23 protein-coding genes and 1 tRNA gene are annotated in these 24,844 nt (G+C 64.1%); 9 read left to right on the top strand and 15 right to left on the bottom strand.

Annotated features, from left to right (window positions below; genetic code table 11):
- Nucleotides 1–95: 95 nt before the first annotated feature.
- Nucleotides 96–2,978, top strand: a complete 2,883-nt coding sequence (locus tag ACJRPG_RS05810; protein WP_407999093.1) for a bifunctional diguanylate cyclase/phosphodiesterase — start codon at nucleotides 96–98, stop codon at nucleotides 2,976–2,978.
- A 12-nt stretch (nucleotides 2,979–2,990) separates the two neighbouring features.
- Here the strand turns inward: ACJRPG_RS05810 and ACJRPG_RS05805 are convergent, their stop codons facing one another.
- Complete coding sequence (locus ACJRPG_RS05805; RefSeq protein WP_407999092.1) at nucleotides 2,991–3,464, bottom strand: acyl-CoA thioesterase; 474 nt, start codon at nucleotides 3,462–3,464, stop codon at nucleotides 2,991–2,993.
- A gap of 100 nt (nucleotides 3,465–3,564) precedes the next feature.
- Here ACJRPG_RS05805 and ACJRPG_RS05800 point away from each other — a divergent pair, with 100 nt between their 5' ends.
- Both ACJRPG_RS05800 and ACJRPG_RS05795 read left to right on the top strand, forming a co-directional pair.
- A complete protein-coding gene (locus ACJRPG_RS05800) occupies nucleotides 3,565–4,881 on the top strand; it encodes a M16 family metallopeptidase (RefSeq protein ID WP_407999091.1) in 1,317 nt (438 codons plus the stop codon).
- Between the two features lie 4 nt (nucleotides 4,882–4,885).
- A complete protein-coding gene (locus ACJRPG_RS05795; RefSeq protein WP_407999090.1) occupies nucleotides 4,886–6,280 on the top strand; it encodes a M16 family metallopeptidase in 1,395 nt (464 codons plus the stop codon).
- Here the strand turns inward: ACJRPG_RS05795 and ACJRPG_RS05790 are convergent, their stop codons facing one another.
- Together ACJRPG_RS05790 and ACJRPG_RS05785 are read right to left on the bottom strand one after the other, a co-directional pair.
- A complete protein-coding gene (locus ACJRPG_RS05790; RefSeq protein WP_407999089.1) occupies nucleotides 6,281–6,640 on the bottom strand; it encodes a hypothetical protein in 360 nt (119 codons plus the stop codon). It lies immediately after the preceding gene.
- A gap of 63 nt (nucleotides 6,641–6,703) precedes the next feature.
- Complete coding sequence (locus tag ACJRPG_RS05785) at nucleotides 6,704–6,832, bottom strand: hypothetical protein (protein WP_407999088.1); 129 nt, start codon at nucleotides 6,830–6,832, stop codon at nucleotides 6,704–6,706.
- A gap of 186 nt (nucleotides 6,833–7,018) precedes the next feature.
- On the opposite strand from ACJRPG_RS05785, the gene ACJRPG_RS05780 reads away from it, so the two are divergent.
- The gene (locus ACJRPG_RS05780) at nucleotides 7,019–7,180 is read left to right on the top strand and encodes a hypothetical protein (protein ID WP_407999087.1); all 162 of its coding nucleotides are present in this window, start codon (nucleotides 7,019–7,021) and stop codon (nucleotides 7,178–7,180) included.
- Here ACJRPG_RS05780 and ACJRPG_RS05775 read toward each other — a convergent pair.
- A complete protein-coding gene (locus tag ACJRPG_RS05775) occupies nucleotides 7,170–7,340 on the bottom strand; it encodes a hypothetical protein (protein WP_407999086.1) in 171 nt (56 codons plus the stop codon). The two genes, ACJRPG_RS05780 and ACJRPG_RS05775, sit on opposite strands and share 11 nt — an antisense overlap.
- A 94-nt stretch (nucleotides 7,341–7,434) precedes the next feature.
- Here ACJRPG_RS05775 and ACJRPG_RS05770 point away from each other — a divergent pair, with 94 nt between their 5' ends.
- Both ACJRPG_RS05770 and ACJRPG_RS05765 read left to right on the top strand, forming a co-directional pair.
- The gene (locus tag ACJRPG_RS05770; RefSeq protein WP_407999085.1) at nucleotides 7,435–8,043 is read left to right on the top strand and encodes a sulfite oxidase-like oxidoreductase; all 609 of its coding nucleotides are present in this window, start codon (nucleotides 7,435–7,437) and stop codon (nucleotides 8,041–8,043) included.
- On the top strand, nucleotides 8,040–8,762 hold the full coding sequence (locus tag ACJRPG_RS05765) for a ferredoxin reductase (RefSeq protein WP_407999084.1): 723 nt from the start codon (nucleotides 8,040–8,042) through the stop codon (nucleotides 8,760–8,762). The genes ACJRPG_RS05770 and ACJRPG_RS05765 overlap by 4 nt, the downstream gene beginning before the upstream one ends.
- Here ACJRPG_RS05765 and ACJRPG_RS05760 read toward each other — a convergent pair.
- Genes ACJRPG_RS05760 through ACJRPG_RS05750 form a run of 3 tightly spaced genes read right to left on the bottom strand, consistent with a single transcriptional unit; the run spans nucleotide 8,747 to nucleotide 13,213 of the window.
- Complete coding sequence (locus tag ACJRPG_RS05760; protein ID WP_407999083.1) at nucleotides 8,747–10,648, bottom strand: sensor histidine kinase, YfiR-like protein-associated; 1,902 nt, start codon at nucleotides 10,646–10,648, stop codon at nucleotides 8,747–8,749. The genes ACJRPG_RS05765 and ACJRPG_RS05760 overlap by 16 nt on opposite strands.
- A gap of 26 nt (nucleotides 10,649–10,674) precedes the next feature.
- Nucleotides 10,675–11,277 (bottom strand): TOL_0243 family YfiR-like periplasmic protein, encoded by a 603-nt coding sequence (locus ACJRPG_RS05755; RefSeq protein WP_407999082.1) that lies wholly within the window; start codon nucleotides 11,275–11,277, stop codon nucleotides 10,675–10,677.
- A 4-nt stretch (nucleotides 11,278–11,281) separates the two neighbouring features.
- Nucleotides 11,282–13,213, bottom strand: a complete 1,932-nt coding sequence (locus ACJRPG_RS05750; protein WP_407999081.1) for a TOL_0244 family TonB-dependent receptor — start codon at nucleotides 13,211–13,213, stop codon at nucleotides 11,282–11,284.
- Between the two features lie 371 nt (nucleotides 13,214–13,584).
- Between ACJRPG_RS05750 and ACJRPG_RS05745 the strand changes: the two genes are divergently transcribed.
- Nucleotides 13,585–14,373, top strand: coding sequence for a 2OG-Fe(II) oxygenase (locus ACJRPG_RS05745; protein ID WP_407999384.1), 789 nt, complete (start codon nucleotides 13,585–13,587; stop codon nucleotides 14,371–14,373).
- Nucleotides 14,374–14,496: 123 nt separating this feature from the next.
- Here ACJRPG_RS05745 and ACJRPG_RS05740 read toward each other — a convergent pair whose 3' ends face one another.
- Nucleotides 14,497–18,150 carry a DUF4214 domain-containing protein gene (locus ACJRPG_RS05740; RefSeq protein ID WP_407999080.1) on the bottom strand — a complete coding sequence of 1,218 codons (3,654 nt, stop codon included), beginning with the start codon at nucleotides 18,148–18,150 and terminating at the stop codon, nucleotides 14,497–14,499.
- A gap of 466 nt (nucleotides 18,151–18,616) precedes the next feature.
- Here ACJRPG_RS05740 and ACJRPG_RS05735 point away from each other — a divergent pair, with 466 nt between their 5' ends.
- Complete coding sequence (locus ACJRPG_RS05735) at nucleotides 18,617–19,459, top strand: hypothetical protein (protein ID WP_407999079.1); 843 nt, start codon at nucleotides 18,617–18,619, stop codon at nucleotides 19,457–19,459.
- A 40-nt stretch (nucleotides 19,460–19,499) separates the two neighbouring features.
- Here the strand turns inward: ACJRPG_RS05735 and ACJRPG_RS05730 are convergent, their stop codons facing one another.
- From ACJRPG_RS05730 to ACJRPG_RS05705, 6 genes are all read right to left on the bottom strand, one after another.
- Nucleotides 19,500–20,048, bottom strand: a complete 549-nt coding sequence (locus ACJRPG_RS05730) for a TetR/AcrR family transcriptional regulator (RefSeq protein WP_407999078.1) — start codon at nucleotides 20,046–20,048, stop codon at nucleotides 19,500–19,502.
- Nucleotides 20,045–20,578: a dihydrofolate reductase family protein gene (locus tag ACJRPG_RS05725; RefSeq protein WP_407999077.1), complete on the bottom strand. Its 534-nt coding sequence runs from the start codon at nucleotides 20,576–20,578 to the stop codon at nucleotides 20,045–20,047. The genes ACJRPG_RS05730 and ACJRPG_RS05725 overlap by 4 nt, the downstream gene beginning before the upstream one ends.
- Nucleotides 20,579–20,672: 94 nt before the next feature.
- Nucleotides 20,673–20,763: transfer RNA gene (locus ACJRPG_RS05720), tRNA-Ser, on the bottom strand.
- Nucleotides 20,764–20,866: 103 nt separating this feature from the next.
- A complete protein-coding gene (serS, locus tag ACJRPG_RS05715; RefSeq protein ID WP_407999076.1) occupies nucleotides 20,867–22,156 on the bottom strand; it encodes a serine--tRNA ligase in 1,290 nt (429 codons plus the stop codon).
- 84 nt (nucleotides 22,157–22,240) lie between these two features.
- Complete coding sequence (locus ACJRPG_RS05710) at nucleotides 22,241–22,441, bottom strand: hypothetical protein (RefSeq protein WP_407999075.1); 201 nt, start codon at nucleotides 22,439–22,441, stop codon at nucleotides 22,241–22,243.
- Nucleotides 22,442–22,581: 140 nt separating this feature from the next.
- The gene (locus ACJRPG_RS05705) at nucleotides 22,582–24,030 is read right to left on the bottom strand and encodes an aminotransferase-like domain-containing protein (RefSeq protein ID WP_407999074.1); all 1,449 of its coding nucleotides are present in this window, start codon (nucleotides 24,028–24,030) and stop codon (nucleotides 22,582–22,584) included.
- Between the two features lie 175 nt (nucleotides 24,031–24,205).
- Between ACJRPG_RS05705 and ACJRPG_RS05700 the strand changes: the two genes are divergently transcribed.
- A complete protein-coding gene (locus ACJRPG_RS05700; protein WP_407999073.1) occupies nucleotides 24,206–24,532 on the top strand; it encodes a DUF2917 domain-containing protein in 327 nt (108 codons plus the stop codon).
- A gap of 1 nt (nucleotide 24,533) precedes the next feature.
- Here ACJRPG_RS05700 and ACJRPG_RS05695 read toward each other — a convergent pair whose 3' ends face one another.
- Complete coding sequence (locus tag ACJRPG_RS05695; protein ID WP_407999072.1) at nucleotides 24,534–24,830, bottom strand: YciI-like protein; 297 nt, start codon at nucleotides 24,828–24,830, stop codon at nucleotides 24,534–24,536.
- Between the last annotated feature and the right edge of the window lie 14 nt (nucleotides 24,831–24,844).

Below are 24,844 nucleotides of genomic sequence, written 5' to 3'. Positions count from 1 at the left end.
CAAATTGGCAGCGGGCCAGTCGGCAGGAAGCGCTTTTTGTGACACACTAGCGGCGCGCGGCGGGGACCGCACTTATTTTTATAACAAGGAAAGCAATGGGGCAGCGCTGCAAAACATCGCCGGTATCCTACGCAGCGGCGTTGACGCTGGGTGCCGGCCTTGCCGCGACCGCCGTGCTGTTCCTGGCCGTCAGCCGCCTCGAATACGGCAAGCTCTCGCTCGGCTTCCAGCAGCGCGCCGCCACCCGCGTGGCCGCCATCCAGCGCGGCCTGGATGACGCGATTGAAGTCCTCACCGTCACCAACCAGCTGTTCCGCACCGTTACGCCGGTCACGCGCGAGCAGTTCAATGTGTTCACGCGCCCCCTGCTTCACCGCTACCCCTTCATCCAGGCCTTCAACTTCCACCGTGTGATGACGCGCAACGAAATGCTGGCCTACGAGCAGGACATGCGCCGCAGCTGGCCCCAGTTCCGGGTCACGGAGATGCAGGACGGCGCCGTCGTGCCCGCGCCGGAACGCCCCTTCTACAACATCATCGACTACCTGGAGCCGATGCAGGGCAACGAACCCGCCTTCGGCATGAACGTGAGCCCGAACAGGACCGTGCGCAACGCCATCGACCACATCCTGCGCACCGGCAGGCCGGCGTCAACGGCCCTGCTGCAGCTGGCGCAGGATCCCCGGCAGCGCAACAGCTTCGTGATGATCATGCCGGTCTACCGGCCCAACGCACCGCTGAACACCTACGAACAGCGCCACGCGGCATGGATAGGCGACACCGCGGCCGTTATCCGCGCGCCGCACCTGGTGCACACCATCCTGCAGTACAGCGGCCTGCTGGACGATGCCGAGCTGCTGGTGCGCGTCTATGTGGGCCCACAGGCCGGCGACGGCACCGCCGTCTATACCACCGGCCAGGCCGCGCCGGTGCCGGGCGCCCTCGATTTCCTGCCCAACTGGCTGGCGCTGGATTTCCGCAACAGCGAAACCCATTCCTTCGATGTGCTGGACCAGCCCTGGCAGGTGCGGATCGACGCCCTGCCCCGTCCCTTCCTGGCCGACCATCTCGGCTCCCTGTCCACGCTTTTGGGCGGCATCCTGTTCAGCATCCTGGGCGCGGCCTTCGTGCACACGCTGGTGCAGCGCTCGCGCCGGGTGCAGCTGCTGGTGGATGCGCGCACGGCCGACCTCCAGCGCAGCAACGAGAAGCTGAATGCCGACGTGGCCGCGCGCCAGCGCACCGAACGCGCGCTGCAGGAGAGCGAACAGCGCTTCCGCCGCCTGCTGGCCTTGTCCTCGGACTGGTACTGGGAGCAGGACGAGAAATACCGCTTCACCCATATCACCGGCGGCTTCTTCGAAAAGGGCCACCTGAGCAAGGACGACTATATCGGCCAGACCCGCTGGCAGGCCAACCCGGACATGCTGAATACGAAATGGGGCCGCGAGCACCAGGCCCTGCTGGAAGCGCGCCTGCCCTTCTCCAACCTGGAATATTCACTGGTCGGCAACGACGGCATCACGCGCTGGTTCCAGACCAGCGGCGAGCCGGTGTATGACAACAAGGGCGTGTTCAAGGGCTACCGCGGCACCGGCAGCGAAATCACCGAACGCAAACTGGCCGAACAGCGCATCCAGCACATCGCCCACCACGACGTGCTCACCGGCCTGCCGAACCGCATGCTGCTGCAGGACCGCCTGTCGCAGGCCATTGCCTACGCCAACCGCAGCGGCCACCCGCTGTGGGTCATGCTGATTGACCTGGACCGCTTCAAGTTCGTCAACGACACCATGGGCCACAAGGCAGGCGACCTGCTGCTGAAAACCATTGCCAGCCGCCTGCAGTCCAGCGTGCGCGAAAGCGACACGGTGGCGCGCCTGTCCGGAGACGAGTTCGTGGCCATCCTCAGCGAATACCCGGACGAATCGCTGTCGCCCGATATCGTGGGCCGCGTGATGCGTGCGCTGTCCCAGCCGGTGCTCCTGGACGGCAAGGAGTTCGCCGTGACCTGCAGCATCGGTGTGGCGGTCTACGAGGCTAACGGCACCCCGGCCCAGCACCTGATCGAGCATGCGGACATTGCCATGTATTCAGCCAAGAAACTGGGCCGCAACTGCTACCAGTTCTACCAGCCGGAAATGAACGAGGAAGCGCAGGAACGCCTGCGCATCGAAGGCGCCCTGCGCAAGGCGCTGGAACGGGGCGAATTCGTGCTGCACTACCAGCCGCAGGCCGACCTTGGCAGCGGCGAAATCGTGGGCGTGGAAGCGCTGCTGCGCTGGCAGCATCCGGAACTGGGCATGGTGCCGCCGGACCGCTTCATCGGCCTGGCCGAGGAAACGGGCCTGATCGTGCCGATCGGTGCCTGGGTGCTGCAGACCGCGTGCGCGCAGGCGCGCGCCTGGCTGGATGAAGGGCTGCCGGAGCTGCGCATGTCGGTCAACCTGTCGGCCCGCCAGTTCGCCCAGCCCGGCCTGGTCGGCGCCATCGGCAAGGTGCTGGCGGATACCGGCCTGCCGCCGCGCTGCCTGGAACTGGAACTGACGGAAAGCGTGTTCATGAACGATGTGGCCAAGGCCGTGGGCCTGCTGCACGAACTGAAGGCGCTTGGCGTCACGCTCTCGATCGACGATTTCGGCACCGGCTATTCCAGCTTCTCCTACCTGCGCAACTTCCCTATCGATGTGCTGAAGATCGACCGCTCCTTCGTCGGCGATATCCGCAGCGAGGCCGACGAGGCCGACCATGCAGCCATCGTGGTGTCCATCATCGCGCTGGCGCGCAACCTCAAACTGCGCGTGATTGCCGAAGGCGTGGAAACGGAAGCGCAGCTCGGCTTCCTGCGCGGCCACGGCTGCGACGAGATGCAGGGCTATTTCTTCAGCCGCCCGGTTGCCGCCGACGGCCTGCAGAAGATGCTGTCCGAGCGCCGCGTGCTGCCGCACGCGATGGACGGCAGCCTGAAACGAGCCTGACTGCGGGCCTGACTACGCCGCCTGCTTTTTCTTCGCGCCCAGCTGCAGGCGCGCTTCCTTGCGCAGCTTGGCCTGCTCGAAGCGGGCGATCTGTTCCGGCGTCTGCGGCACCAGCGGCGGCACGGCCACCGGCTTGCGCTTGTCATCCACCGCCACCATCGTGAAGTAGCAGCTGTTCGCATGCCGCACCAGGCGCTGCTGGATATTCTCCGTGACCACGCGGATGCCCACCTCCATCGAGGTCTTGCCGGTGTAGTTCACGGAAGCGAGGAAAGTCACCAGCTCGCCCACGTGGATAGGCTGCAGGAACATCACCTGGTCCACCGACAGCGTCACCACATAGCTGCCCGAATAGCGGCTGGCGCAGGCATAGGCCACGCTGTCGAGGAATTTCAGGATGGTGCCGCCGTGGACATTGCCCGAAAAATTGGCCATGTCGGGCGTCATCAGGACGGTCATCGTCAGCTCGTGGGCCGACCAGTGCATTGCGCTATCCATAGCTTGCAGAAGTGTGGTTGCAGATGATGCATTTTACTTGCAAATACCTTATGCTTGGCGACTGCTCTTTCACCCGAAAGGAACAACCATGAAGTGGAAAGTCCTGGCCGCTGCCGCCGCATTTTGCGCCGCAGCGACCGCACAAGCCGCGCTGACTGCGGACCAGGTTAAGACGTTCACGCTGCCGAACGGGATGAAGTTCATCGTCCTCGAAAGCAGCAATATCCCGAACGCGAACATGTACACCTTCTGGAAGGTGGGCTCGCGCAACGAATCGCCCGGCACCACCGGCCTGTCGCACTTCTTCGAGCACATGATGTTCAACGGCTCCAAGAACTACGGCCCCAAGATGTTCGACCGCACCATGGAAGCGAACGGCGGCGCCAACAACGCCTACACCAACAGCGACGTGACCGTGTACCAGGACTGGTTCCCTGCCTCTTCGCTGGAGACCATCTTCAAGCTGGAAAGCGACCGCATCGCCCACCTCTCCATCGATCCGAAGATGGTGGAGAGCGAGCGCGGCGTGGTGCTGTCCGAGCGCAGCACGGGCCTGGAGAACTCCAATGTGCGCATGCTGATGGAAGACCTGAACAGCGTGGCCTATACGGCGCACCCGTATTCCTGGCCGGTGATCGGCGTGGAATCCGACATCAAGGCCTGGACCCTGCAGGACCTGAACAACTACTTCCGCACCTACTACGCGCCGAACAACGCCGTGGCCGTGATCGTCGGCGATGTGAAGGCCGACAAGGTAAAGGCCATGGCCACGAAATACTTCGGCGCGATTCCGAAGCGCGCGCTGCCGCCCGCCGTGCGCACCGTGGAGCCGGAACAGAAGGGCGAACGCCGCCTGTTCGTCGCCAAGCCCTCCGCCACCTCGGCCAACCTGATGGTGGCCTGGAAGGTGCCGGAAGCGAACCACGCCGACCACTACGCGCTGGACGTGCTGCAAACCCTGCTCACCGAAGGCAAGACCTCGCGCCTGTACAAGGCGCTGGTGGAACAGCAGCTGGCCACCTCGGTCGGCGCCGATGCCACCGACGGCTTCGATCCCGGCCTGCTCTATGTATTCGCGGTTGCCGCCAACGGCGTGGATGCAGGCAAGGTTGAAAAAGCCCTGCTGGCCGAAATCGACAGGCTGGTGAAGGATGGCGTGAGCGAAGAGGAACTGCAGAAGGTGAAGAACCGCAAGCTGGTGAACCTCTACCGCCTGCAGGAGACCATCAACGGCAAGGCCCAGCAGCTCGGCAACTACGAGGTCTTCTTCGGCGGCTACCAGAAGCTGTTCGATGCTCCCGCCGCCTACCAGAACCTGAAGCCGGCCGATATCCAGGCCGTGGCCGCCAAGTACCTGAAGAAATCGCAGCGCACCGTCGGCGTGCTGGCTGCGAAGGAGGAATGACACGATGAAGCATCTCTTTAGCAGCATCCTCGCCGTTGGCCTGCTGGCCGCAGGCGCGGCCGGTGCAGCGGAATTCCGCCTGCCCGCCTACGAAAGCACGCGCCTGCCGAACGGCCTCACGGTGATCCTGATGGAACGCCATGAAGTACCGCTGATCGCCGTGCGCGCAGTGGTGAAGGCGGGCGCGGTCAACGACGGGGCACAGGCAGGCCTGGCCAACCTGACGGGCGACGCCATCCTGCTGGGCAGCGAAAAGCACAACAAGGCCTATATCGACCAGGCCTTCGACTTCCGTGGCGCCGTGCTGGCGGGCGGCAGCAGCACCGAAATCAGCACCGTGCAGGCCAACTTCGCGAAAGCCGATACCGGCGCCCTGCTGCCGCTGTTCGCCGAGATCGTGCAGCAGCCGGGCTTCGATGCGGCGGAACTGGACAAGCTGCGCGCCCGCAAGGTGAGCGGCCTGAAACAGGCCAAGGAAAGCCCGCGCCAGGTGGCGGGCACCTACTACCGCAGCATGCTGTTCGGCAGCGGCGCCTACGGCAATCCGGCCGGCGGCACCGTGAGCAGCATGGAGGCGCTGAAGCAAAGCGATGTCAAAGGCTTCCACCAACGTTACTTCCGCCCGGACAATGCAGCCATCGTGGTGGTCGGCGACTTCAAGACGGACGAGATGCGCCAGCAGATTTCAGCGCTGTTCGGCGGCTGGAAAGCCGAAGGCCCGGCGCCGCAGAGCGCCGGCTACGGCAAGGTGGACGCAAGCAAACCGCGCGTGTGGCTGGTGAACAAGCCGGATGCGATCGAGACCACCTTCCTGATCGGCGGTCCCGGCATCGCCCGCAACGACGCGGACTACGTGCCGCTGCAGGTGCTGAATACGGTGCTGGGCGGCCGCTTCACTTCCTGGCTGAACGATGAACTGCGCGTGAATTCCGGCCTGACCTATGGCGCCAACAGCGCCTTCTCGCCGAATGCGCAGGCGGGCACTTTCGCCATCTCCAGCTTTACCGCCCTGCCGAAAACGGAAGCGGCGCTGGACCTGGCGCTGAAGACCTACAACCGCCTGTGGGACAAGGGCATCGACAAGGCCACGCTGGATTCCGCCAAGGCTTATGTGAAGGGCCAGTACCCGCCGCGCTTCGAAACCAGCGAGCAGCTGGCCGGCCTGCTGGGCGAAATGTATGCGCTGGGCTTCGGCCGCGAGCAGATCGACAACTTCATGAAGGACGTCGACAGCCTGACGCCGGAACGCGTGCGCCAGCTGGTGGACAAGCATTTCCCGCGCAAGAACCTGCAGATGGTCCTGATCGGCAAGGCGGCCGATATCCGCAAGATTGCGGCGAAATACGGTGAAGTGACCGAGCTGGAAATCAGCGCCGACGGTTTCCGCCCGGCGCAGTAATCAAGTCCCCTGGGCTTCGATATCGGCCAGCGATTCGAGGCCCTTGGGGGTGATGGCGAAGCCGCCCTCGGTGGCGGCGATATGCGATTTCTTGCCCAGCAAGGCCGCCACATCGGCATCGATGGCGGCGCCCGGCGTATCGGCCAGGGTACGCAGCGCCAGTACGCAGCGGCGCAGGAACAGGGCTTCCTTGCCCTTCTCCGTCACCGAAATCCGCCCGTCGCGGGCGAAGCTGATGAATTTGATGCCCGACAGGCGCTTGCTGTTGCGGCCCACGCAGGCGCTGGGCTTGCCCTTGATGCCCTGGGCCACCTCGGCCAGGGCGTTATATTCGTCCGTACTCAATTTCTCGTTTTTCATTGCCTTATCCATGATGCGCCTGTGCGGCCATCATGGTACGCGCCCGGCCCGGCCGCGGCAAGCTTACTTAATGACGCGCAAGGTCAGCAGCAGTAGGCCCAGTCCGGCGACCGCGCCGGCGCAGATGATTGCGCGCAATGCCGCATCGGTGCGGCGGCCCAGGTAGATCTTGTTGTGCAGCGAGTTACCCATGATGGCTCCCTGAAAAATGGCTTATGGATGAATCAATTATAAAAACAGCTTGATGACGCACTTGTGACACACCGCACAAAAACGACACTTTGTATCCCTGTGGCAACAATTTCTTCGCACCAAAGCCGCGCCGTCTTCCTTTGCGCGCTGCTAGCATCGGTCGCTCTACGTCTTATGGAGGACACCATGCAGCAGGACAAACCAGACCGGGCCACCGACGGCGGCCACCTGATGAACGAGCCGGATATCGGCAGCGGCGAAAAAACGCCGGGCGAGAAGGAAACCGAAGAACTGGTGCGCACCATCAAGCCGCCGCCAGTCCAGCCGCCCGAACCGCCTAAGCCTTGATCGGCGGCTGCGGGGCGCGCGGTTCTTCCACCGGAGGCGCCTCCGGCACCGGCTGGATATCCGGCGGCGGCTCCTTCTCGGGCACAGGCGGCGGCGTTTCCGGATCCGGCGTGGAATGCGCGCTTGCCGGCACTGGCTGTTCGGTGTTAACACTCATCATTAGCTCCTGAACAATGTTATCAAACCCATCATAACGACTTCTGCAAAAGAGGCGCGCGCGGATTACACTGGGGCCTTCCATGACAGGAGCCCGCATGAGCACCAGAGGATTTACCGGCCGCCGCCCGGCCGCCGATACCGCGCACCGCCTGCCGCCCGGCCAGCATGAGACAGAGGATTTTCCCGTGCTGTCACTCGGTCCGGCGCCCGCCATCGACCTGGCGAACTGGCGCTTTACCTTGCGCCACGGCGCGAAGCCGCTGGCCAGCTGGAGCTGGCAGGAATTCGAGGCGCTGCCGCGCACCACCTGGCGTGGCGATATTCACTGCGTCACCACCTGGAGCAAGTTCGATACCGAATGGGAAGGCGTGGCCATCGACGACCTGCTGGCCGCCGCCGGCATCGCCGCGCCAACCGGCTTCGTGCTGGCCCAGTCCTACGATGAATACGATACGAATGTACCCTTTGCCGACCTGGCGAACGGCAAGGCCATGATTGCGACCCGCTACAACGGTGCGCCGCTGGAGGCCGAACATGGCGGGCCGGCGCGCCTGCTGGTGCCCCACCTGTATTTCTGGAAAAGCGCCAAATGGATCAAGGGCCTGAAGTTCACGGAGCGCGATACCGCCGGCTTCTGGGAGCTGCGCGGCTATCACATGTATGGCGATCCCTGGCGCGAACAGCGCTACGACGGCGACGAATGAGCGCCTGGCAAAGCGCCGCCATTGTCCGCATCGCGCAGCAGACGCCGCGCATGCGCAGCTATTTCCTGCAGGCGCCGCTGGCACGGCACACCGCGGGCCAGTATCTCGATATCAAGCTGACCGCGCCGGACGGCTACTCGGCGCAGCGCAGCTATTCCATCGCTTCTGCGCCGGGCGCGGAACATTTCGAACTGGCGGTCGAAGTGCTGGAGGATGGCGAGGTATCGCCGTGGTTCCATGAAGTCGCCCTGCCCGGCGATACGATCGAGGTGCGCGGTCCGCAAGGCGGCCACTTCGTCTGGTCGCCGGACGGCACGGCGCCGCTATTGCTGATGGGCGGCGGCTCCGGCGTGGTGCCGCTGATGTCCATCATCCGCGCCTGGCGCGATGCGGGAACGCGCACGCCGCTGATGCTGTTCTATTCGGCCCGCCACTGGCACGAGCTGGCATGGCGCGATGAGCTGCTGGAGCTTGCGGAGAGCGAGCCGCGGTTCACGCTGGCCGTCACCGCCACACGCAGCGCGTCACCCCGTCCGCAGGACTACACGCGCCGGCTTGACGCCGCCATGCTGCAGGAATTGCTGCAGCGCTGGCCGCACGCCGCGCCGCAATGCTACCTGTGCGGCGCAAACGGCTTCGTGGAAACGGCGGCGCAGCTGCTGCTGGCGGCGGGAACGCCGGCGCAGGCAATCCGTACGGAACGTTACGGCGGCAGCTGACGCGCGCTGCCTTTGCCCTGCGCGGGCTTCATGCCCTGCTGTTCGCCGGCGAGAATGGCGAGAATCTGCTCGATGCTGACCGGCTTGACCAGATGGCCCTGGAAGCCCGCATCGAAAGCCATCTGACGGTCTTTCTGCTGCCCCCACCCGGTGACGGCCACCAGCACCGTCTTGTCTAGCAAGGGCATGCGGCGCAGCGCGCGCGCCAGGTCGTAGCCGTTGAGGTGCGGCAGGCCGATATCGAGGAAGGCAAAATCGGGCGTAAAGGCTTCGGCCGCCGCCAGCGCCTGCGCGCCATCGTGGCTGATCTGCACGGTATGCCCCATGGTGCGCAGCAAGGCCCCGATGGCGTTGACGAAATCGATATTGTCATCGGCCAGCAGAATGCGGTAAGGCCCTGCCGCCAGCGGACTGGGTTCGCTGCGCGCCGCAACACCCGCGGCGGACGCCATGACGGGCAGCGTCAGCACGAACTCGCTGCCCCGGCCCTTGCCCTCGCTGTGCGCCACGATGGAGCCGCCATGCAGCTCCACCAGCCTGCGCGCCAGCGACAGGCCCACACCCAGGCCGGCCGTGGTGCGCTCCAGCGAGGAGTCGGCCTGGATGAACATCTCAAAGATATCGCCCAGCATCGCGGGCTCGATGCCGATGCCGTTATCGCGCACGCTGAGCGAGAGCTGGCCATCGGCCACCGAAGCGGACAGCGTGATCCTGCCGCCACGGCCGGTGTACTTCGCCGCGTTATTCAGCAGGTTGGACACGATCTGCGCCAGCCTGGTGGAGTCGCCCAGCACATATACCTTCTCTTCCGGCAGCGATACCTCCAGCGTGTGCGCCTGCGCTTCGATGTAGGCGCGCGCCACTTCCAGCGCATCGCCGATGAAGGCATGCAGCTCGACCTGCTCATGGCGGATGGTGAGCTTGCCGGTATTAATGCGCGAAACGTCCATCAGGTCGTCCACCAGCCGCACCATCTGCTTCAGCTGCCGCTCCATGATGACGCGCGCGCGTTCACCGGCCGCTTTGTCGTCCGGGTTCAGGCGCATCACATCAAGGCCGGTGCGGATCGGCGCCAGCGGATTGCGCAGCTCGTGGGCCAGCGTGGCGAGGAATTCGTCCTTGCGGCGGTCCGCCAGCAGCAAGGCGCGCTCGGCGCACTGGCGCACCGTCATCTCGTGTTCCAGCGTGCGGTTGGCCTCCTGCAGGGCATTGGCGCGGCGGCCGATCTCGGCCAGCATGTCATTGAAGGCATCCACCAGGGTGCCGATCTCGCCGCTGCTCCGGCCCGGCACGCGCAGCGAGAAGTCGCGCCGCTGCATCACCTCGCGCGCCACGCCGGTAACAGCAGCCAGCGGCCGCGTAATGGCCTCCTGCAGCCGCGTTGCCGTCAGCGCCGCCATCAGCAGGCTGCCCACCATCACACCGAACAGAATCAGGATGTAGCTGTTCACGCGGTCCAGCAGCCGGTAGCGCGCGCTCAGGTAGACCGTGCCCACCCGCTCGCCGTTCTCCATAATGGCGTGGTAGACCACCATGCGGCCGCCCTTGATGTCGTGGCCCAGCGCGCCGGGACGGTCGGGGAAGACCGGGGTTTCCAGCGAGGACTGGGCATAGGCCGCGAACATTGCGCCGTTCGCGCTGTAGATGGCGCCCGCCCGGATCTGCGGGCGCACGCGCAGCAGCGCCAGGTTCTGGCGCGCGGCCACCGGGTCGTTGAAGCTGATGGCGGGGGCGGAAACGGTGGCGACAATCTCGGCCTGCGTGGTGAGATCGTCGATCCAGTTCTGCTGGAAGGTGCTCAGGTCGTAGACCAGCATGGCCGCCGACATCGTCACCAATGCGACGAATGTGGTTGCCAGCGCCATCACGATCAACCGGACGCGCACCGAGCCCGCCCTCAACAAGGGGAACACTAAGGCTTGTCCTTCTGAATATGGTAGGCCACGGACAGCAGGCGTGAGCTCAGGCGCAAGCCGCTTTTCTCGGCAGCCGGCAGCGACACTTCGAAGCGCACGCGGTTATCGACCAGCCTGAAATTGATCACGGCGCCCTGCTGCAGGCCATTGTCCATTTCGGTCACGCTCAGCACCGACTTCTCGGCGGCATTGCGCAGGGCCTGCACCGGGCGCGTGGCGTCGGCGCCGATGAACACCATCTCCAGCCCATCAAGCGCATCGCCGTCGCGCAGGCGGCGCACCAGCACCGGCCGTCCATTGACCGGTCGTCCGGCCGTGATGCGGGTGAGCTCGGCGGCGATATCGTCCGCCGCCAGCACGCCCACATGCAGCGGCGCATTCGGCGCCGGTTCGGCAAAATCCACATAGCCGAGGAATTTCGAGAGATAGGCCGCCTTCACGCTGCGTTCCAGCGTGGGCACGCCCGGCAACGCGGACTGCGCGCCGCCGGCCAGGCAGGAGAGGCCGAAACCGGCCAGCAGCGCGGCCAGCAGCAGCACCAGCCAGCCGGGCAAGGCGGGCGCCGCCACCTTGTTGTGGGAAAGCGTAGCAGTCGTCATCGGATCAGAACCGCCACGTGAGTTTCAGCTGCGCGCTGCGTTCATACAAGCTGCGCCCGGCCGCTCCGCCAAATTCAGGATGCGAGGCATGCAGCAGGTTCTGGCCGATCAGCGCTACGTCGATATGCTGTGTGGGCTTCCACATCCACTGCATATCGAGCTCGTAATATGCGGGTACATGCGGATTGGGCAGCGCGCCCGTATAACGCAAGGTCCAGTCGAACTGGGTCTGCTCGCTCAGGTCATGCGAGGAGCGCAGCAACCAGTGCCGGGGCGGGTCATTGGTCGCCAGCCCGCTGCTGCCCGATGCGTCCTTGCTGCCGGGCTTGAGTCCGGAGCGCACGCTCTGCACCACGAAGCCCGCGTTCAGGCGCCAGGTGTCCACCGGTTGCCAGCGGCCCCACATTTCGATGCCGCGCACATGGCCATCGCCCATATTGCGGAATTCCTGCAGGCCGGTATTCGGCAGGTTCGCCGTATTCGGCTCCAGGGTGCGCAGGCGGTCATACTGGGCGTAGTAAGCCGTGGCCGAGAACGAAAGCTGGGGCGAAGGCTGGATGCGGTAGCCCAGCTCCGCCACATTGGCCACCTCGGACTGGAATTCGGGGCCGCCGCCCACGACGTAGCGCGGCACGCCGCCGACCATCACCGGAACAACCGGCACGTAGAAATCGCGGTCGATACGCGATGGCGCGCGCACCGTGCGCGCCACATTGGCCCACAGCAGCTGGGTGGGATCCAGCGACCAGCCGAGGCGCACGCCCGGCAGGTATTCCGCGCCGGTATAGGTATTGTGTTCGACCTTCATGCCGAGGGTCAGGCGCAGGTCGTCGCGCAGCGTAATCTCGTCCTGCGCGAACACATTGGCCCAGTGCAGGTCTTTATGCGCAGGCAGGAAGCCCGACAGCGCGTTGGTGATCTGGTCGCGCGAGAAACGGTAGCCGGCGCCCCAGGCCAGATTGTGGCGGTCGCCGAGGCGGGCGCCATGCTGCGCTTCCAGCTCCATCGTGTCCAGCTTCTCGATGAAGGCATTCGGCTGGTTGCGCTCCGTGTGGTCGAGAATCAGTTGCAGCCGCAGGTCCGATTCGTCGGACAGCTTGCGCGTCCAGCGGCTCAGCAGGTTGGCGCCGGAGATCCTGATGTCGCGCGTCCCCGCCTGGCCCAGGGCGCCCTGGTAGGCGTCGCCGGACACGGTCAGGCCGCCCTGCGCCAGATCCCAGTCGGCACGGAAGCCGGCCTGGCGGCGGCGGAACCCGGTTTGCGTATTGGTGCCGCCTGCCGTGTAGGTATCGTCCACTTCCACCGTGCGCGCATAGGCGCGGTAGTGCCCTGCCCCGCCCAGCTTGCCGCCGTAGCGCACCGTACCGTCCCGGTCGCTCTTGCCGCCGCTCACGGTTGCCAGGCCATCCTGGGTATCCTTGGCCGAACGCGTGATGACGTTGATCACGCCGTTTACCGCATTCACGCCCCAGATGGTGGCGCCCGGCCCGCTGATCACCTCGATGCGCTCGATATCCTCCATCACCACGTCCTGGGCATCCCAGAACACGCCGGAGAACAGCGGGCTATAGATGCTGCGCCCGTCGATCATCACCAGCAGCTTGTTTTCGAAGGGGCTGTTGAAGCCGCGCGCCGTAATGGCATAGTTGCGCGCGTCCACCCGCGACACCTGCAGGTTGGGCGCCAGGCGCAGCGCTTCGGGTATCGAGCGCACGCCGCTGCGCCGGATATCGCTGGCGCTGATGATGAAGATGCTGGCGGCCGCATTCGCCAGCCGCTCTTCCTGGCGCGACACCGAGGTAATGACAATGTTCTCCAGCTGCTCCAGCGAGAGGTCGGCTATGTCTCCGGGGGGCATGTCCGCCGCGCAGGCTGTACCAGCCGCCAGCGCCAAGCTCATGGCCAGCGCTACAGGCGCTATTTTCTTATTGTCCACGGGCAGTATCTTATAAATGTAAGAATTGTCGAGGGGCATTATAGGTTCGAAGCTATCACAAGCCGCGCACAACAGGACTTGTAAATGTGTGTATTAGCCACAAATTAGCCGGCAAACAACAAACGAGGATGTCCGGATGTTTCCCAAACCACCGAAACCCGAGCCGCCGCCGCGCGCGGTTCCCACGCAGGTCGTCCAGCGCAAAACCCCTGCCCCGGACTTGCGCATACTGATCGCGCCGCCTCCACCGCCAAAAAAACCTTAGGTATACTCCGGGCATGGAAAAATATACTCGCATGTCCCCCGATTGGGAACGCTGGCTAGATGGTTGCATCCTGAAAGGCTGCAGTACCGCAGATATCGTGACTGCCATGGTCGCGGCCAATTACGACCAGGCCTATTCCGAAAGCGCCACCGCCGAGCGCCGCGCCGTCCTCCAGCAGCGCGCTGCCGAAGCGGCTGCCGGCATCATCCAGACCACGCCGAGCGAGGAGCCCTACCGCTACGGCACGCCGCGCTTCCAGCAGCAGGGCAATGTGATCAATACCAGCGACCGCGTGGTGCGCGTGGCCATGCGCATCGGCCAGCCGGTGGTGGCGGTGCTGGACAACCTCCTCAGCGACGAGGAATGCGACGGCATCATCGCCCTCGCGCGCGGCCAGCTGCAGCCATCGGCCACGGTGGACCCGCTGACGGGCGAAAACCAGGTGAAGGACCACCGCACCAGCCAGGGCACCTTCCTCAAGTCTGAAGGCAATGAGCTGGTGCAGCGCGTGGAACGCCGCATCGCCGAAGTCATGAACGTGCCGGTATCGCACGGCGAAGCGCTGCACGTGCTGCACTACCAGGTCGGCGCCGAATACCGTCCCCACTTCGACTACTTCGATCCCGCCAACACCGGCTTCCACGCCACCCTGCAACGCGGCGGCCAGCGCATCAGCACCCTCATCGTCTACCTGAACGATGTGGAAGACGCGGGCGACACCATCTTCCCCAAGATCCACCTGTCGGTGGTGCCGAAGAAAGGCGCGGCGGTGTACTTCGAATACGTGAACGAATCCGGCCAGCTCGACGAGCTCACGCTGCACGGTGGCGCGCCGGTGCTGGCCGGCGAAAAATGGGTGGCCACCAAGTGGATGCGGCTGGGCGAATTCAAATGACGGTGGCCAGCGCTCCTTCCCATAGCGGAAAATAGTATCAGATAGCGTGATTTAGTAACGCCTGCAAAACACGCTCCGCCCCTCTGGCTGTTCAGGCCTGCAGGGACGGGGCGTACGCAAGGATTACAAGGTATAGGCGATCCCGGCCGGGAAACTGCCAATGATCGCTGCCATGCTCTCATCGCTCAGGCTGAAATCGACCAGGAGCGTGGTTTGCAGGTCCTCGCCGAGTGGCTGGTGCAACTCATTCACGCGGGCGACCCACCAATCGAAGCCTGCCTTGTCGGGCGCACGGTGCAGGACATTTTCGTAGAAGGTCTCGATAAACTCTTCCACGCTACCGGTATTGCCGTAGGTCCTGGCGAACTCGCCACTGCGGACGAACTCCCTTGCGATCGTCCTGATATCGACATCATGGTCGTGTTTATCGAGCCAGAAGCCCATCCCCGCCTTATCCGGGGAGCGCTCGAACGCCGCCTGGTACAGCGCCGCGACACGGCCGGCGTTGCCATTGAGGTCGAGCGCAATAGCACCGTCGCGGAACTGCAGGCGCTCGACGTCGACAGCGAGATCGCTCCCTTCCGCGCCTTTACTGTCCCGCACTGAGACGCCGTTTATCCCGCGTTCCACCACGAAATCGGCGATGCTGCCTGTATATCGGGCGATATCGCGTCCGGCGCCTCCCATCAGTACGTCGTTGCCGGCCCCGCCCACCAGCACATCGTCTGTCGTACCGGTACTGCGTAACAGGTCATGGCCGGCTCCGCCTACCACCGTGCCCTGCCCGCTCACCTCATGTTCCGTCGCCGGCACCGGCAACTCGCGCGGCACATACTTCGCTGGATCTGTCGGCGCCGGCGCCGGCGGTGGCGGCGGTGGCGGCGGTGGCGGCGGTGGCGGCGGTGGCGGCGGTGGCGGTGGCGGCGGTGGCGGTGGCGGTGGCGGTGGCGGTGGCGTAGAGTCGACAACCGTCAATCCACCGGGCCCGTGCTGAAGGAGTGCATCGGCAAACTGCAGAAATTCCATGTTATGAAGCACGTCGCTGCCTTCTGCGCCCTTGACGGTAACAATGCCGCCTTCGGCACGAACCAGATAGCTGGCGAAGCTGCCGTTGAAAACCGCCACATCGGTCCCATCGCCTCCGTCCAGCATGTCGTTGCCGCGCCCGCCCGTCAGGCGGTTATCCGCCCCGTTTCCGACAATCCGGTCGTCACCATCCCCACCCACCGCATTTTCGATGACAGTGCCGTAATTGATGGTTAACTGCCCGGGTGCGGTGATCATGCCGCCCCGGCTGCCAACGTAGTCCCACATCCCGGGCGTCAGGTGCAGCACCAGCGGGGCCGTCAGTCCGGCGCCGCTAACGGTGTCGATGCCAGCGCCATCCCAGATAAAATTGGCAGCGCTCGCGGAAATCGCGTAGGTGTCGTTGCCCGCGCGCTGCGCGGAATTCGGGCCGTAAAGATAATGCAGCGCCGCCAGGTCAAGCGGCCCCACACCGAATCCGGGTTGCAGGTATCCAGGCATCGGGAACGGCACCTTGGGCCCCATCAGCGTGTTGGCGCCATCCACTTCGCGTGACGGCAAGGACGGATCGTCCGGCCCATCCTGTCCAGGGTGCTGCAGGCCGAGGGCATGGGCCAGCTCGTGCAAAATCACTGCCCGATTGCCTGGCCCGGCGGCGTCCCCTGCCTCCAGATTGAGCGCAAGCTGGACCCCGTGCGAACGGTCCTGGAAGACCGCGCCGGAGAGCTCCTGCCTGCCGCCCTGATAGATGTTGATGGTATGGTTATCGCTGCCCGCAGCCTCGTCAAAACGGACGCCCGTCACTGAAGCGAGATAGGACAAGGCATCCCTGACATCATTCTGGAACGTCGAGGGGAGCGTGGCCGGCGCACGCTGCGTGCCGTCCGCCGGACCAGTGTCGCTGAAGCGAACGTGCCAGACCGTGGCAGGCCCCACATCGGAGCCGTTGACCGGGTCCGTATCGATGCCGGCCTCAAGGCCCAACAGCATGGCGTCCACCCAGTAAGGGCGCGCATGCGGCCGCTCAGTCACGGTCACGATGCTGTGCATCGAAGCGGAGGTCTGGCCATCGGAGAATGTCCAGAGCAGGTCAGCCACTTGCGACGCCTCGTTGCGATAGGTAATGCCCTGCAGCAGGGCGTTAACGCGAGCGCTGCTGGCATTGGCATTGAACACAATATGGAGCTCGCCATCGGCCTGCGACGCAGTGCCAATATCGCGCCCGCCGACCCAGGCATGGCCATCGTGGAAGGCCAGCACGCCAGACGCGCCGAATTCGCCTGGAAGCGTGCTGGCACCGAGGTGCTCGATATGGAGCACGCTGCCGGCGTAGTTCCCTTTGCTGTCGGACTCGGCGTCGCTGACGCGGGCCGCCGGCGCGAGCAGTACCCCCGCATCGCCGGCAAACACGGTCAGCTCGGTTCCCTCCCCGGCCGGCGCAGCCAGGCTGCGGTCCAGCTGGCCGTCCGGCGTATAGCGTGCCCAAAAATGGCCGGTATGGCGGATTGGCCCGATGGTAATCCCGGCGGCCCCGGTCACGCTGATCGCGCCGTCGGCGCCGATTTGCATGTCACCGACGGCAGCGAAATCGCGGTCCGGCAAGCTGGTCACGGTCAGGCCCTGCGTCCCGAAGCTCATGTCGAGCGTACCGTCGTCCAGCAAACGCGCCAGTGCGAGTTGCTCGCTTGTCCGTTCAGGCGCAGGCACCGATACGCCATCGACCGGGTGCGACACCACGCTGCGCAGACTGCCCGCGAGCGTAATCCGCCCGTCCGCCATCAGCTCGATATCGAACGCGGTGGCGTCCTTGCCCCGAATGCGGTAGCCGGCATCGTCCAGGAAGGCCGACTCCGGGAACAGAATGGTCGCCATGCCGTCGTGCGCGAAGCTGGTATCCAGCGTTCCATCCGGAAGATAGCGGGCGACCGCCATCGCCGTCTCCCCGCCGGCGGGCACCACCGCCAAGGCTTGTCCAGCAGCTAGAATCTTGCCGTCCGGTGTGATGGCCAGCGCTTTGAGCGCGCCATTGGCGGTCGCCGCACCGAAGGGGAACACCGTGGTGACCCGGCCATGGTCACCAAAAGTGGTATCCAAGCCGCCGTCCGCGGACAGGCGCGCCAATTGCCATTTCTGAAAACCGCTGATCTCCCTCAGCGCCAACACGATGCTTCCATCCTGCTGCAGCACGCCGCTACTCACTGCGGCGTTCGCAATGTGAGTGCGGCCATTCGTGCCGAATGCCGTGTCGAGCGCGCCATGATTGTCGGTGCGGATAACAGTAGCACCGTGTTCGGTATCGCAGACGAGCATGAAACGCTCGTCCTCCGTGACCAGCAAACTGCGGGCACCCTCATTGCCCGCCTCGATGAGCACCTGGCCGCCCGTGCCAAAGGAAGTATCGCTACTGCCATCCGCATTCAAACGCATGAGAACCAGGCTGGCCTCATTAAGGTCGTGACCGTCGGCATCCACCGAGGTTTTGCCGAACAAGAGTATCTGGCCGTTCGACAGCTGCACGGCGTCGGCAAACGAGGTTTTGGTGCCGAAATCGCGCGCCAGGTGGCCCGCGCTCAGGCTACCGTCCGGCTCGTAGAACCTTACGCCGTTTTGAACAAGCACGAGTGTCTTGCCGTCCGTCATGGACAGCGTTTTTTTGCCGGGAACGGAGCTCGTATCCGCAGGGCTGATTTGATAGCCCCCAAGGCCGTTCGTTATGACCGGGGGCTGATTGGCCGCCTGAATCAAATTCATATCGTCCTTCGCATTCTCTATTGATCATGATGTCTACCGATCGCCGTGCAGCCGGGGGTGCCGGCCAGCGACGGCCAATGGTAGAACTTGCGAAGCGAAAGAAAGTGCCAAATCCCCGTACAATCCTGCCACCGCAAACATGGGACGAAGTTGCGCCGTTGCGGTAGGGCTTCCGCCCACCCGGCACTCAGGCGCAGGCCCTGCTGGCACGCCTGTTCGACGTTGGCCGGTTTGCGCCGCACTTCGAGTCCGACCGCTCGTCCTCGTCCCGCTACTTGCCCGCCCTTGCGGCGCCTGGTGCGCCGGGTGGCGCTTTGTTCGCCCCGATTGGCAGCCATGGCCTGCTGCAGCTTTCTACAATAGCTGGATTTTGATCAGTGAAAGCGGCTCATCCTATCGGACATACGCCGCCTCACCCTTGCCGCGGTTTTGTCCACGCATGCCGGGGGCGTGCAGCACAGGCAACATGCGCCGTCCTCGGTCTACCTGCGAACGTGCCGCCAGCGGCGGCCGGGAATATTTCCCGCCGCTCAATAATTTAAGCCTCGGCAATGAAAAATTGAAGGACAAGACGGGGAAGCAAATGGCAGAACTCGAAGTAGCGAAGCACGGCAAAAAATTCATCCAGCTCGCGTGGTCGACGGAATACCCGCTGATGCAAAAACTGCGTGAGATCGTGTTCGAAATCGCAGTGATCGTATTCGCGGTCAGCATCAGCATCTGGTTCCACAGTATGAGCGAGCATCGCCACGAGCAAAGGCAGGTCAGGACATTCCTGCTCGGCCTGAAGTCCGACTTGACGCGCAACGTCGCCCAGCTGCAAGGCCTCACGAAACAATACCAGGCTTTTGACGCCAACTACCGATATCTGGCAGCCCTCGATGTAAAAGCCCCGCCCGATTTCGACAAGCTCGCGCATCGCTACGACGCAATCTTCGGCAACGCCTACTTCGTTCCCGTGAACAGTCGCTTCGAAGGATTCAAATCGAGCGGCAAACTGATCAATATTGAAGATGAAGAGCTGCTCAACGACGTCCTGACGCTGCATGAATCCAACCACGCCGCAATCAACAGATCGGAAGGCGGATGGCTCAGAAAACATGCAAGGCTGCTCAATTATCTTGACGCGTCCCTGGCGCACGGGGACGCCCCGGAACAGCGCTATCACGCACTGACGAGCGCCAACGGCAAACGCCTTCTGCGCGACATGGCGACTTATCCTCAACTGTACGAACGCTATCAGGCCGCGATCGACTTGAGCAACAAGATCATCCGGCGCATCGATGAACTCTACGCAAAAGGCGGCTGACAGCATCCACCAGGATAGGTTCGGAGGCCGCCCGATGGGCTCAGGCCAGCCTCGCCAGCAGCTGGTCAAGCGCCTCCAGGTAGCGTGACTGCATCGACGCAGCCTGCTGCGGATGATCACGCAGCGCATGGAATGCCAGCGCATTGCCGTGCGCATGGTCAACCAGGATTTCGAGCCAGAGCACCGCTTCCTTCGTCAGCATCCCGAGCAAGGCAATCAGCCGGTCCGTGATGTCGCGCGTCGTTCCCGCGAAGGCTGCGGGCTGGGCGAAAATGGCCAGCGTAAGCTGCGGGTAGTCCTTCACCGCGCCGTGATAGCGGACCAGCAAGGTCCGGATCCGCGTGGCCGGATCTTCGTCAGCAGCATCCGCGGCAAGTACCGCAGCATAGACCCGGTCCGAAATCGCACGCAGCAGCCCGGCGTGATCGCTCACGTGATGATAAAGGCTCATCGGGGTCACATTCAGCCGCGTCGCCAGCGCCCGCATCGAAAGCCCCTGCCCCTCCTCCAGCAACAGCAAGGCAGCATCGAGAATCTGCCCGCGCGTCATGCCATCGCCGCGCACCGGGCGCCCGCGCGGCTTGTTCATTGCAGGCGATAGCTGGATTGCACAAGGCCGGACGGGAAGCTGCGGCTCGCCGTCAGCGTGAGGCTGCGGTCCTCCGGCAGCGCACCGAACAGCGGGCGGCCTGCCCCGATCAGCACCGGTACGGTGGTGATGACCATGTCTGCGATCAAGCCCTCGCGCAGGAAGGATTGCACCAGCTGGCCGCCGTCAACATATGCGCGCCGCGCGCCTTGCCGCGCCAGCTCCTCCATTGCCTCCCTCGGGGACAGTGCGGCAAAGCGCACCTTGCCTTGCAGCGACGCGGGCACCGGCGTTCCTGCAAGCTGCCGCGACAACACCAGCACCGGCAGCCCATAAGGCCAGGCATCGAAAGTCGCCACCTTCTCATAGCTGCCCCGGCCCATCACGATCACGTCCTTGTCGGCGATGAAGTCATTGAAACCATGGTCTTCGGACGGATCGTCGCGCGCGAGGAGCCATTCGATATCGCCATCAGCGCGGGCGATATAGCCATCAAGGCTGGCAGCAATAAAAACATGTCCCGTAATCATATGTCCCCCAGTATTTATACGCTGTATATTTTAATGGAAAATAAGGCGCAAAACAAAAACCCGCTTCCTTTTCAGGAAACGGGTTTCGTCATACTGGCGGAGAGGGTGGGATTCGAACCCACGGTAGGGGGACACCCTACGCCTGATTTCGAGTCAGGTACATTCGACCACTCTGCCACCTCTCCAGGTGTTCTGTACGTTGGTCTGTGTGACTCACATTTTCCGCTTACTGCTGCGGAAGACCAGCATTATAGCAGCCCTTCCAGAAAATGGAAGGGCATTTTTGCATTAAGCCGAGAGCTTCGTGAGACCGCCCATATAAGGCTGCAGCACTGCGGGAATTTCCACGCTGCCGTCGGCCTGCTGGTAGTTCTCCAGCACGGCCACCAGGGTGCGGCCCACGGCCAGGCCGGAACCGTTCAGGGTGTGCAGCAGTTCAGGCTTGCCCTGCGCATTGCGGAAGCGCGCCTGCATGCGGCGGGCCTGGAAGGCTTCGCAGTTCGACAGGGACGAGATCTCGCGGTAGGTGTTCTGCGCCGGCAGCCACACTTCCAGGTCGTAGGTCTTGGCGGCGCCGAAGCCCATGTCGCCCGTGCACAGCGACATCACGCGGTACGGCAGGCCAAGCTGCTGCAGGATGGTTTCGGCATGGCCGACCATCTCTTCCAGCGCTTCATACGATTTCTCCGGATGCACCACCTGCACCATCTCGACCTTGTCGAACTGGTGCTGGCGGATCATGCCGCGCGTGTCGCGGCCGTAGCTGCCCGCTTCGGAACGGAAGCATGGCGTGTGCGCCGTCATGCGCAGCGGCAGCGTGTCGGCCGCCACGATTTCGTCGCGCACGATATTGGTCAGCGACACTTCCGAGGTCGGGATCAGGTAGAAGGTCTCGCCCTCGCCTTCCGCGCCGCCCTTCTTCACCGAGAACAGGTCGGCTTCGAACTTCGGCAGCTGGCCGGTGCCCAGCAGGGACTCGGCGTTCACCATATATGGCGTGTAGCACTCGGTGTAGCCATGCTTGTCGGTGTGCGTATCGAGCATGAACTGCGCGAGGGCGCGGTGCAGGCGTGCGATGCCGCCTTTCATGACGGAGAAACGCGAGCCGGTCAGCTTGGTGGCGGTGTCGAAGTCGAGGCCCAGCGGCGCGCCCACGTCGACGTGATCCTTGATCTCGAAATCGAAGCTGCGCGGGGTACCCACTTTGCGCACTTCGACATTGCCCGTTTCATCGGTACCCACGGGCACGGATTCGTGCGGCAGGTTCGGCACGGCCTGCAGGAAAGCGCCCAGCTTCTCCTGCACCACGGCCAGCGCCTGTTCATTGTTCTTGAGCTCATCGCCCAGGCCTGCTACTTCGGCCATGACGGCGGTAGTGTCTTCGCCCTTGCCCTTCATCATACCGATTTGCTTGGACAGCGAATTGCGCTTGCCCTGCAGTTCTTCGGTACGGGTCTGGATCGCCTTGCGCTCGCCTTCGAGGGCGTTGAAGCCGGCCACGTCCAGCTGGAACTTGCGGGTCGCCAGTTTGGCGGCGACGGTATCAATGTCTTTACGGAGCAGTTGGATGTCAATCATGGGGTCATGCGGCTATGTCGAAACCACAATTGTACCAAGACCAGCTCCTGCAGCCGCGAGTTTTGCGCCCTCCGGCGTTCCGGCTCAGATCAGGGCGGCTTTTTCGGCGGCGCTCAGGCGTTTGGCGGCCACGTGCACCACCGGCATTTCGGTTTGCTGGGCGCTCATCACTGCGCGGTCGGCCGCCACGTCCAGCGGCTTTTCGCTCACGGTAGCGAAGCTGAATACACCGCCGATCAGGGCGGCTGCGAGGAAGATGGCTTCCATGTGTTTGGTGGCATTCATGATGTTCTCCTTCAGGTCAGTGTTAAGTGCTGCTTGCATGGTTACACTGTACCTAAAGGCCCTATGCACCGCGAGCGGTGTGCGACAAGGCGCAGAAAACGCGGAATGAAATGCAAAAAGGCGGCGCCGAAGCCGATCGATCAGGCGGCGCGGCCCATATCCGGGGAGCCCTCCTCGGCATGGCGCTGGACCAGCTGCCCCAGGCGCGCGACCGCGCGTTCGATCTCGTCGCTCCAGGCGTTGCCGCAGTTAAGGCGGAGATAGTTGGCGAATTTACCGCTGGCCGAGAACAGCGGACCGGGCACGAAGGCCACGCCTTTCGCTACCGCTTCCTCATGCAGGGCGAGCGCATCCACCTGCTGCGGCATCTGCACCCACAGCACAAAACCGCCCTGCGGCTCGCTGACCGAACAATCGGAGGGGAAATGCGCGCAGACCGCGTCCGACATGCGGGCGATGCGCTGCGCCAGCACCCGCCGCATCTTGCGCACCTGGATATCGTAGCTGCTGCCGTTCAGGAAATCGGCCAGCACGGCCTGGAAGAACTGGCTGGTAGAGCCGCTGGACACCATCTTGAGCAGCGCCACTTCCTGCGCCCAGCGCCCGGCCGCCACATAGCCCACGCGTGAAGCGGGCGTCACCGCTTTCGAGAACGATGAGCACAGCAGCACGTAGCCGCTCGTATCGTAGGCCTTGATCGGCCATGGGCGCTCGGCCGTGAAGCACAGGTCGCGGTACACATCGTCTTCGATCAGCGGCACCTTGTGCCGCGCCACCAGCGCGGCCAGGCGGCGCTTGTTCTCGTCGGGCATGATGCAGCCCAGCGGGTTGTTCGCATTGGGAATGAAAAGGCAGGCCTGCACCAGTCCCGCATCCAGCGCCAGCTCCAGCGCGTCGATGGATGGCCCGGTCTTCGGATGCGTGGGAATCTCCAGCGCCTTCATGCCCAGGCTCTCGATCAGCTGCAGCAGCACGAAATAGGTCGCGGATTCGATGGCAATGGTGTCGCCCGGCTGGGCCACGGCGCGCAGGCACAGGCTGATGGCTTCGGTGCAGGAGCTGGTGACGACGATTTCGGCCGGATCCAGCTGGCCCCAGTCCAGCGCGCGCCGCACCACCTGCCGCGTGAACGCCGGCTCATTGGTTTCGTAGCAGCTCACCTTGCTCAGCAGCGCCGGGTCGCGCCGCGCCACCGAGGCCACCGCCTTCTGCACGCGCCGCATCGGCAGCAGCTCGTCCGGCGGCCAGGCCGAGCCCAGGTGCACCACCTGCGGCGACTCGTTCGCCTTGAGCACGCGCATCAGGGTATTGTTAATGCCCACATAGGCGGGCTCGCGCAGCGGTTCGGGATCGGGCAGCGCCGCCAGCATGCGGCTGCGGTGGCGCACGTAGTAGCCGGCCTGCGGACGGGCTTCGATCAGGCCCCGGTCCTCCATCAGGCGCAAAGCCTGCAGCACGGTGCTGACGGACAGGCGCTTCTGCTGCGCCAGATGGCGTATCGACGGCAGCTTGTCGCCGGGCGCAAACATGCGCTGGGCGATCAGCGCGTCCAGCTCATTGGCCAGCTGCTCGTACAGATTGATGGACATCCCGCTATTCTCGCGCCGCCGCTGCCTGCCGGAACAGGTACAGCGGCATTCTTTTTCGACCAGTACAGTGTAGCGGAAGTGCATCTGTACACATAACAATATCGTTTTGCTGCATCTGTTATGGTTTCTGCCGGCTGGCTATTCTGGAGACATTGCAACAGCGCAGGAGGCCGCCATGGAATACCAGCTCACCCCGAACCGTCCGCTTCGCCTGGAACAGGCCGAGGGCCAGACCGTGCAGTGCATCGAGGGAACGGCCTGGATTACCGCCTACGGCCAGCACACCGATTTCATGCTGCGCTCCGGCCAGCAATTCGTGGTGCCGAACGACGGCCTGACCCTGGTGGAAGCAGTGGGCGACGGCCGCATCCGCGTCGGCGAACCGGCCGAACAGTCGCGCATGCAGCAGCTGCTGCGCCAGGCCCATATCCGACTGGTGCAGGCGCGCGACCACACCCGCCACAGCCTGCAGCCGGCGCCCTGCGACGACTGCATCTATTGAATCAGCGCAGCGGATTGCTCGCCGTTTCGCCGACGACCGTGTGCCATTTGCGCACGGTCCACTTCTTCACGATACCGTTCAGCACATAAGGATCGGCTTTGGCGAAAGCTTCCGCCGCGGCGGGCGACTCGCTCGTGAACAGCAGCATGGCGCTTTCGATCGGTTCGCCAACCGCGCCGCCCAGCACCAGCTCGCCGCGCTCCACGTACTGCCAGGCCAGCCCGAGATGATCGGCGCGGAACAGTTCGCGACGCTGGAGGTAGTCGTCGGCGAGTTCATAGGACAAAAGGAAGTGCATGGTCGGGTCTCCGG

Origin of the sequence: Pseudoduganella rhizocola (assembly GCF_045984285.3) — a bacterium.
GTDB lineage: Bacteria > Pseudomonadota > Gammaproteobacteria > Burkholderiales > Burkholderiaceae_D > Rugamonas.
Note: the sequence above shows the minus strand (reverse complement) of the source record. Positions and strands in the feature narration are given on the sequence as shown.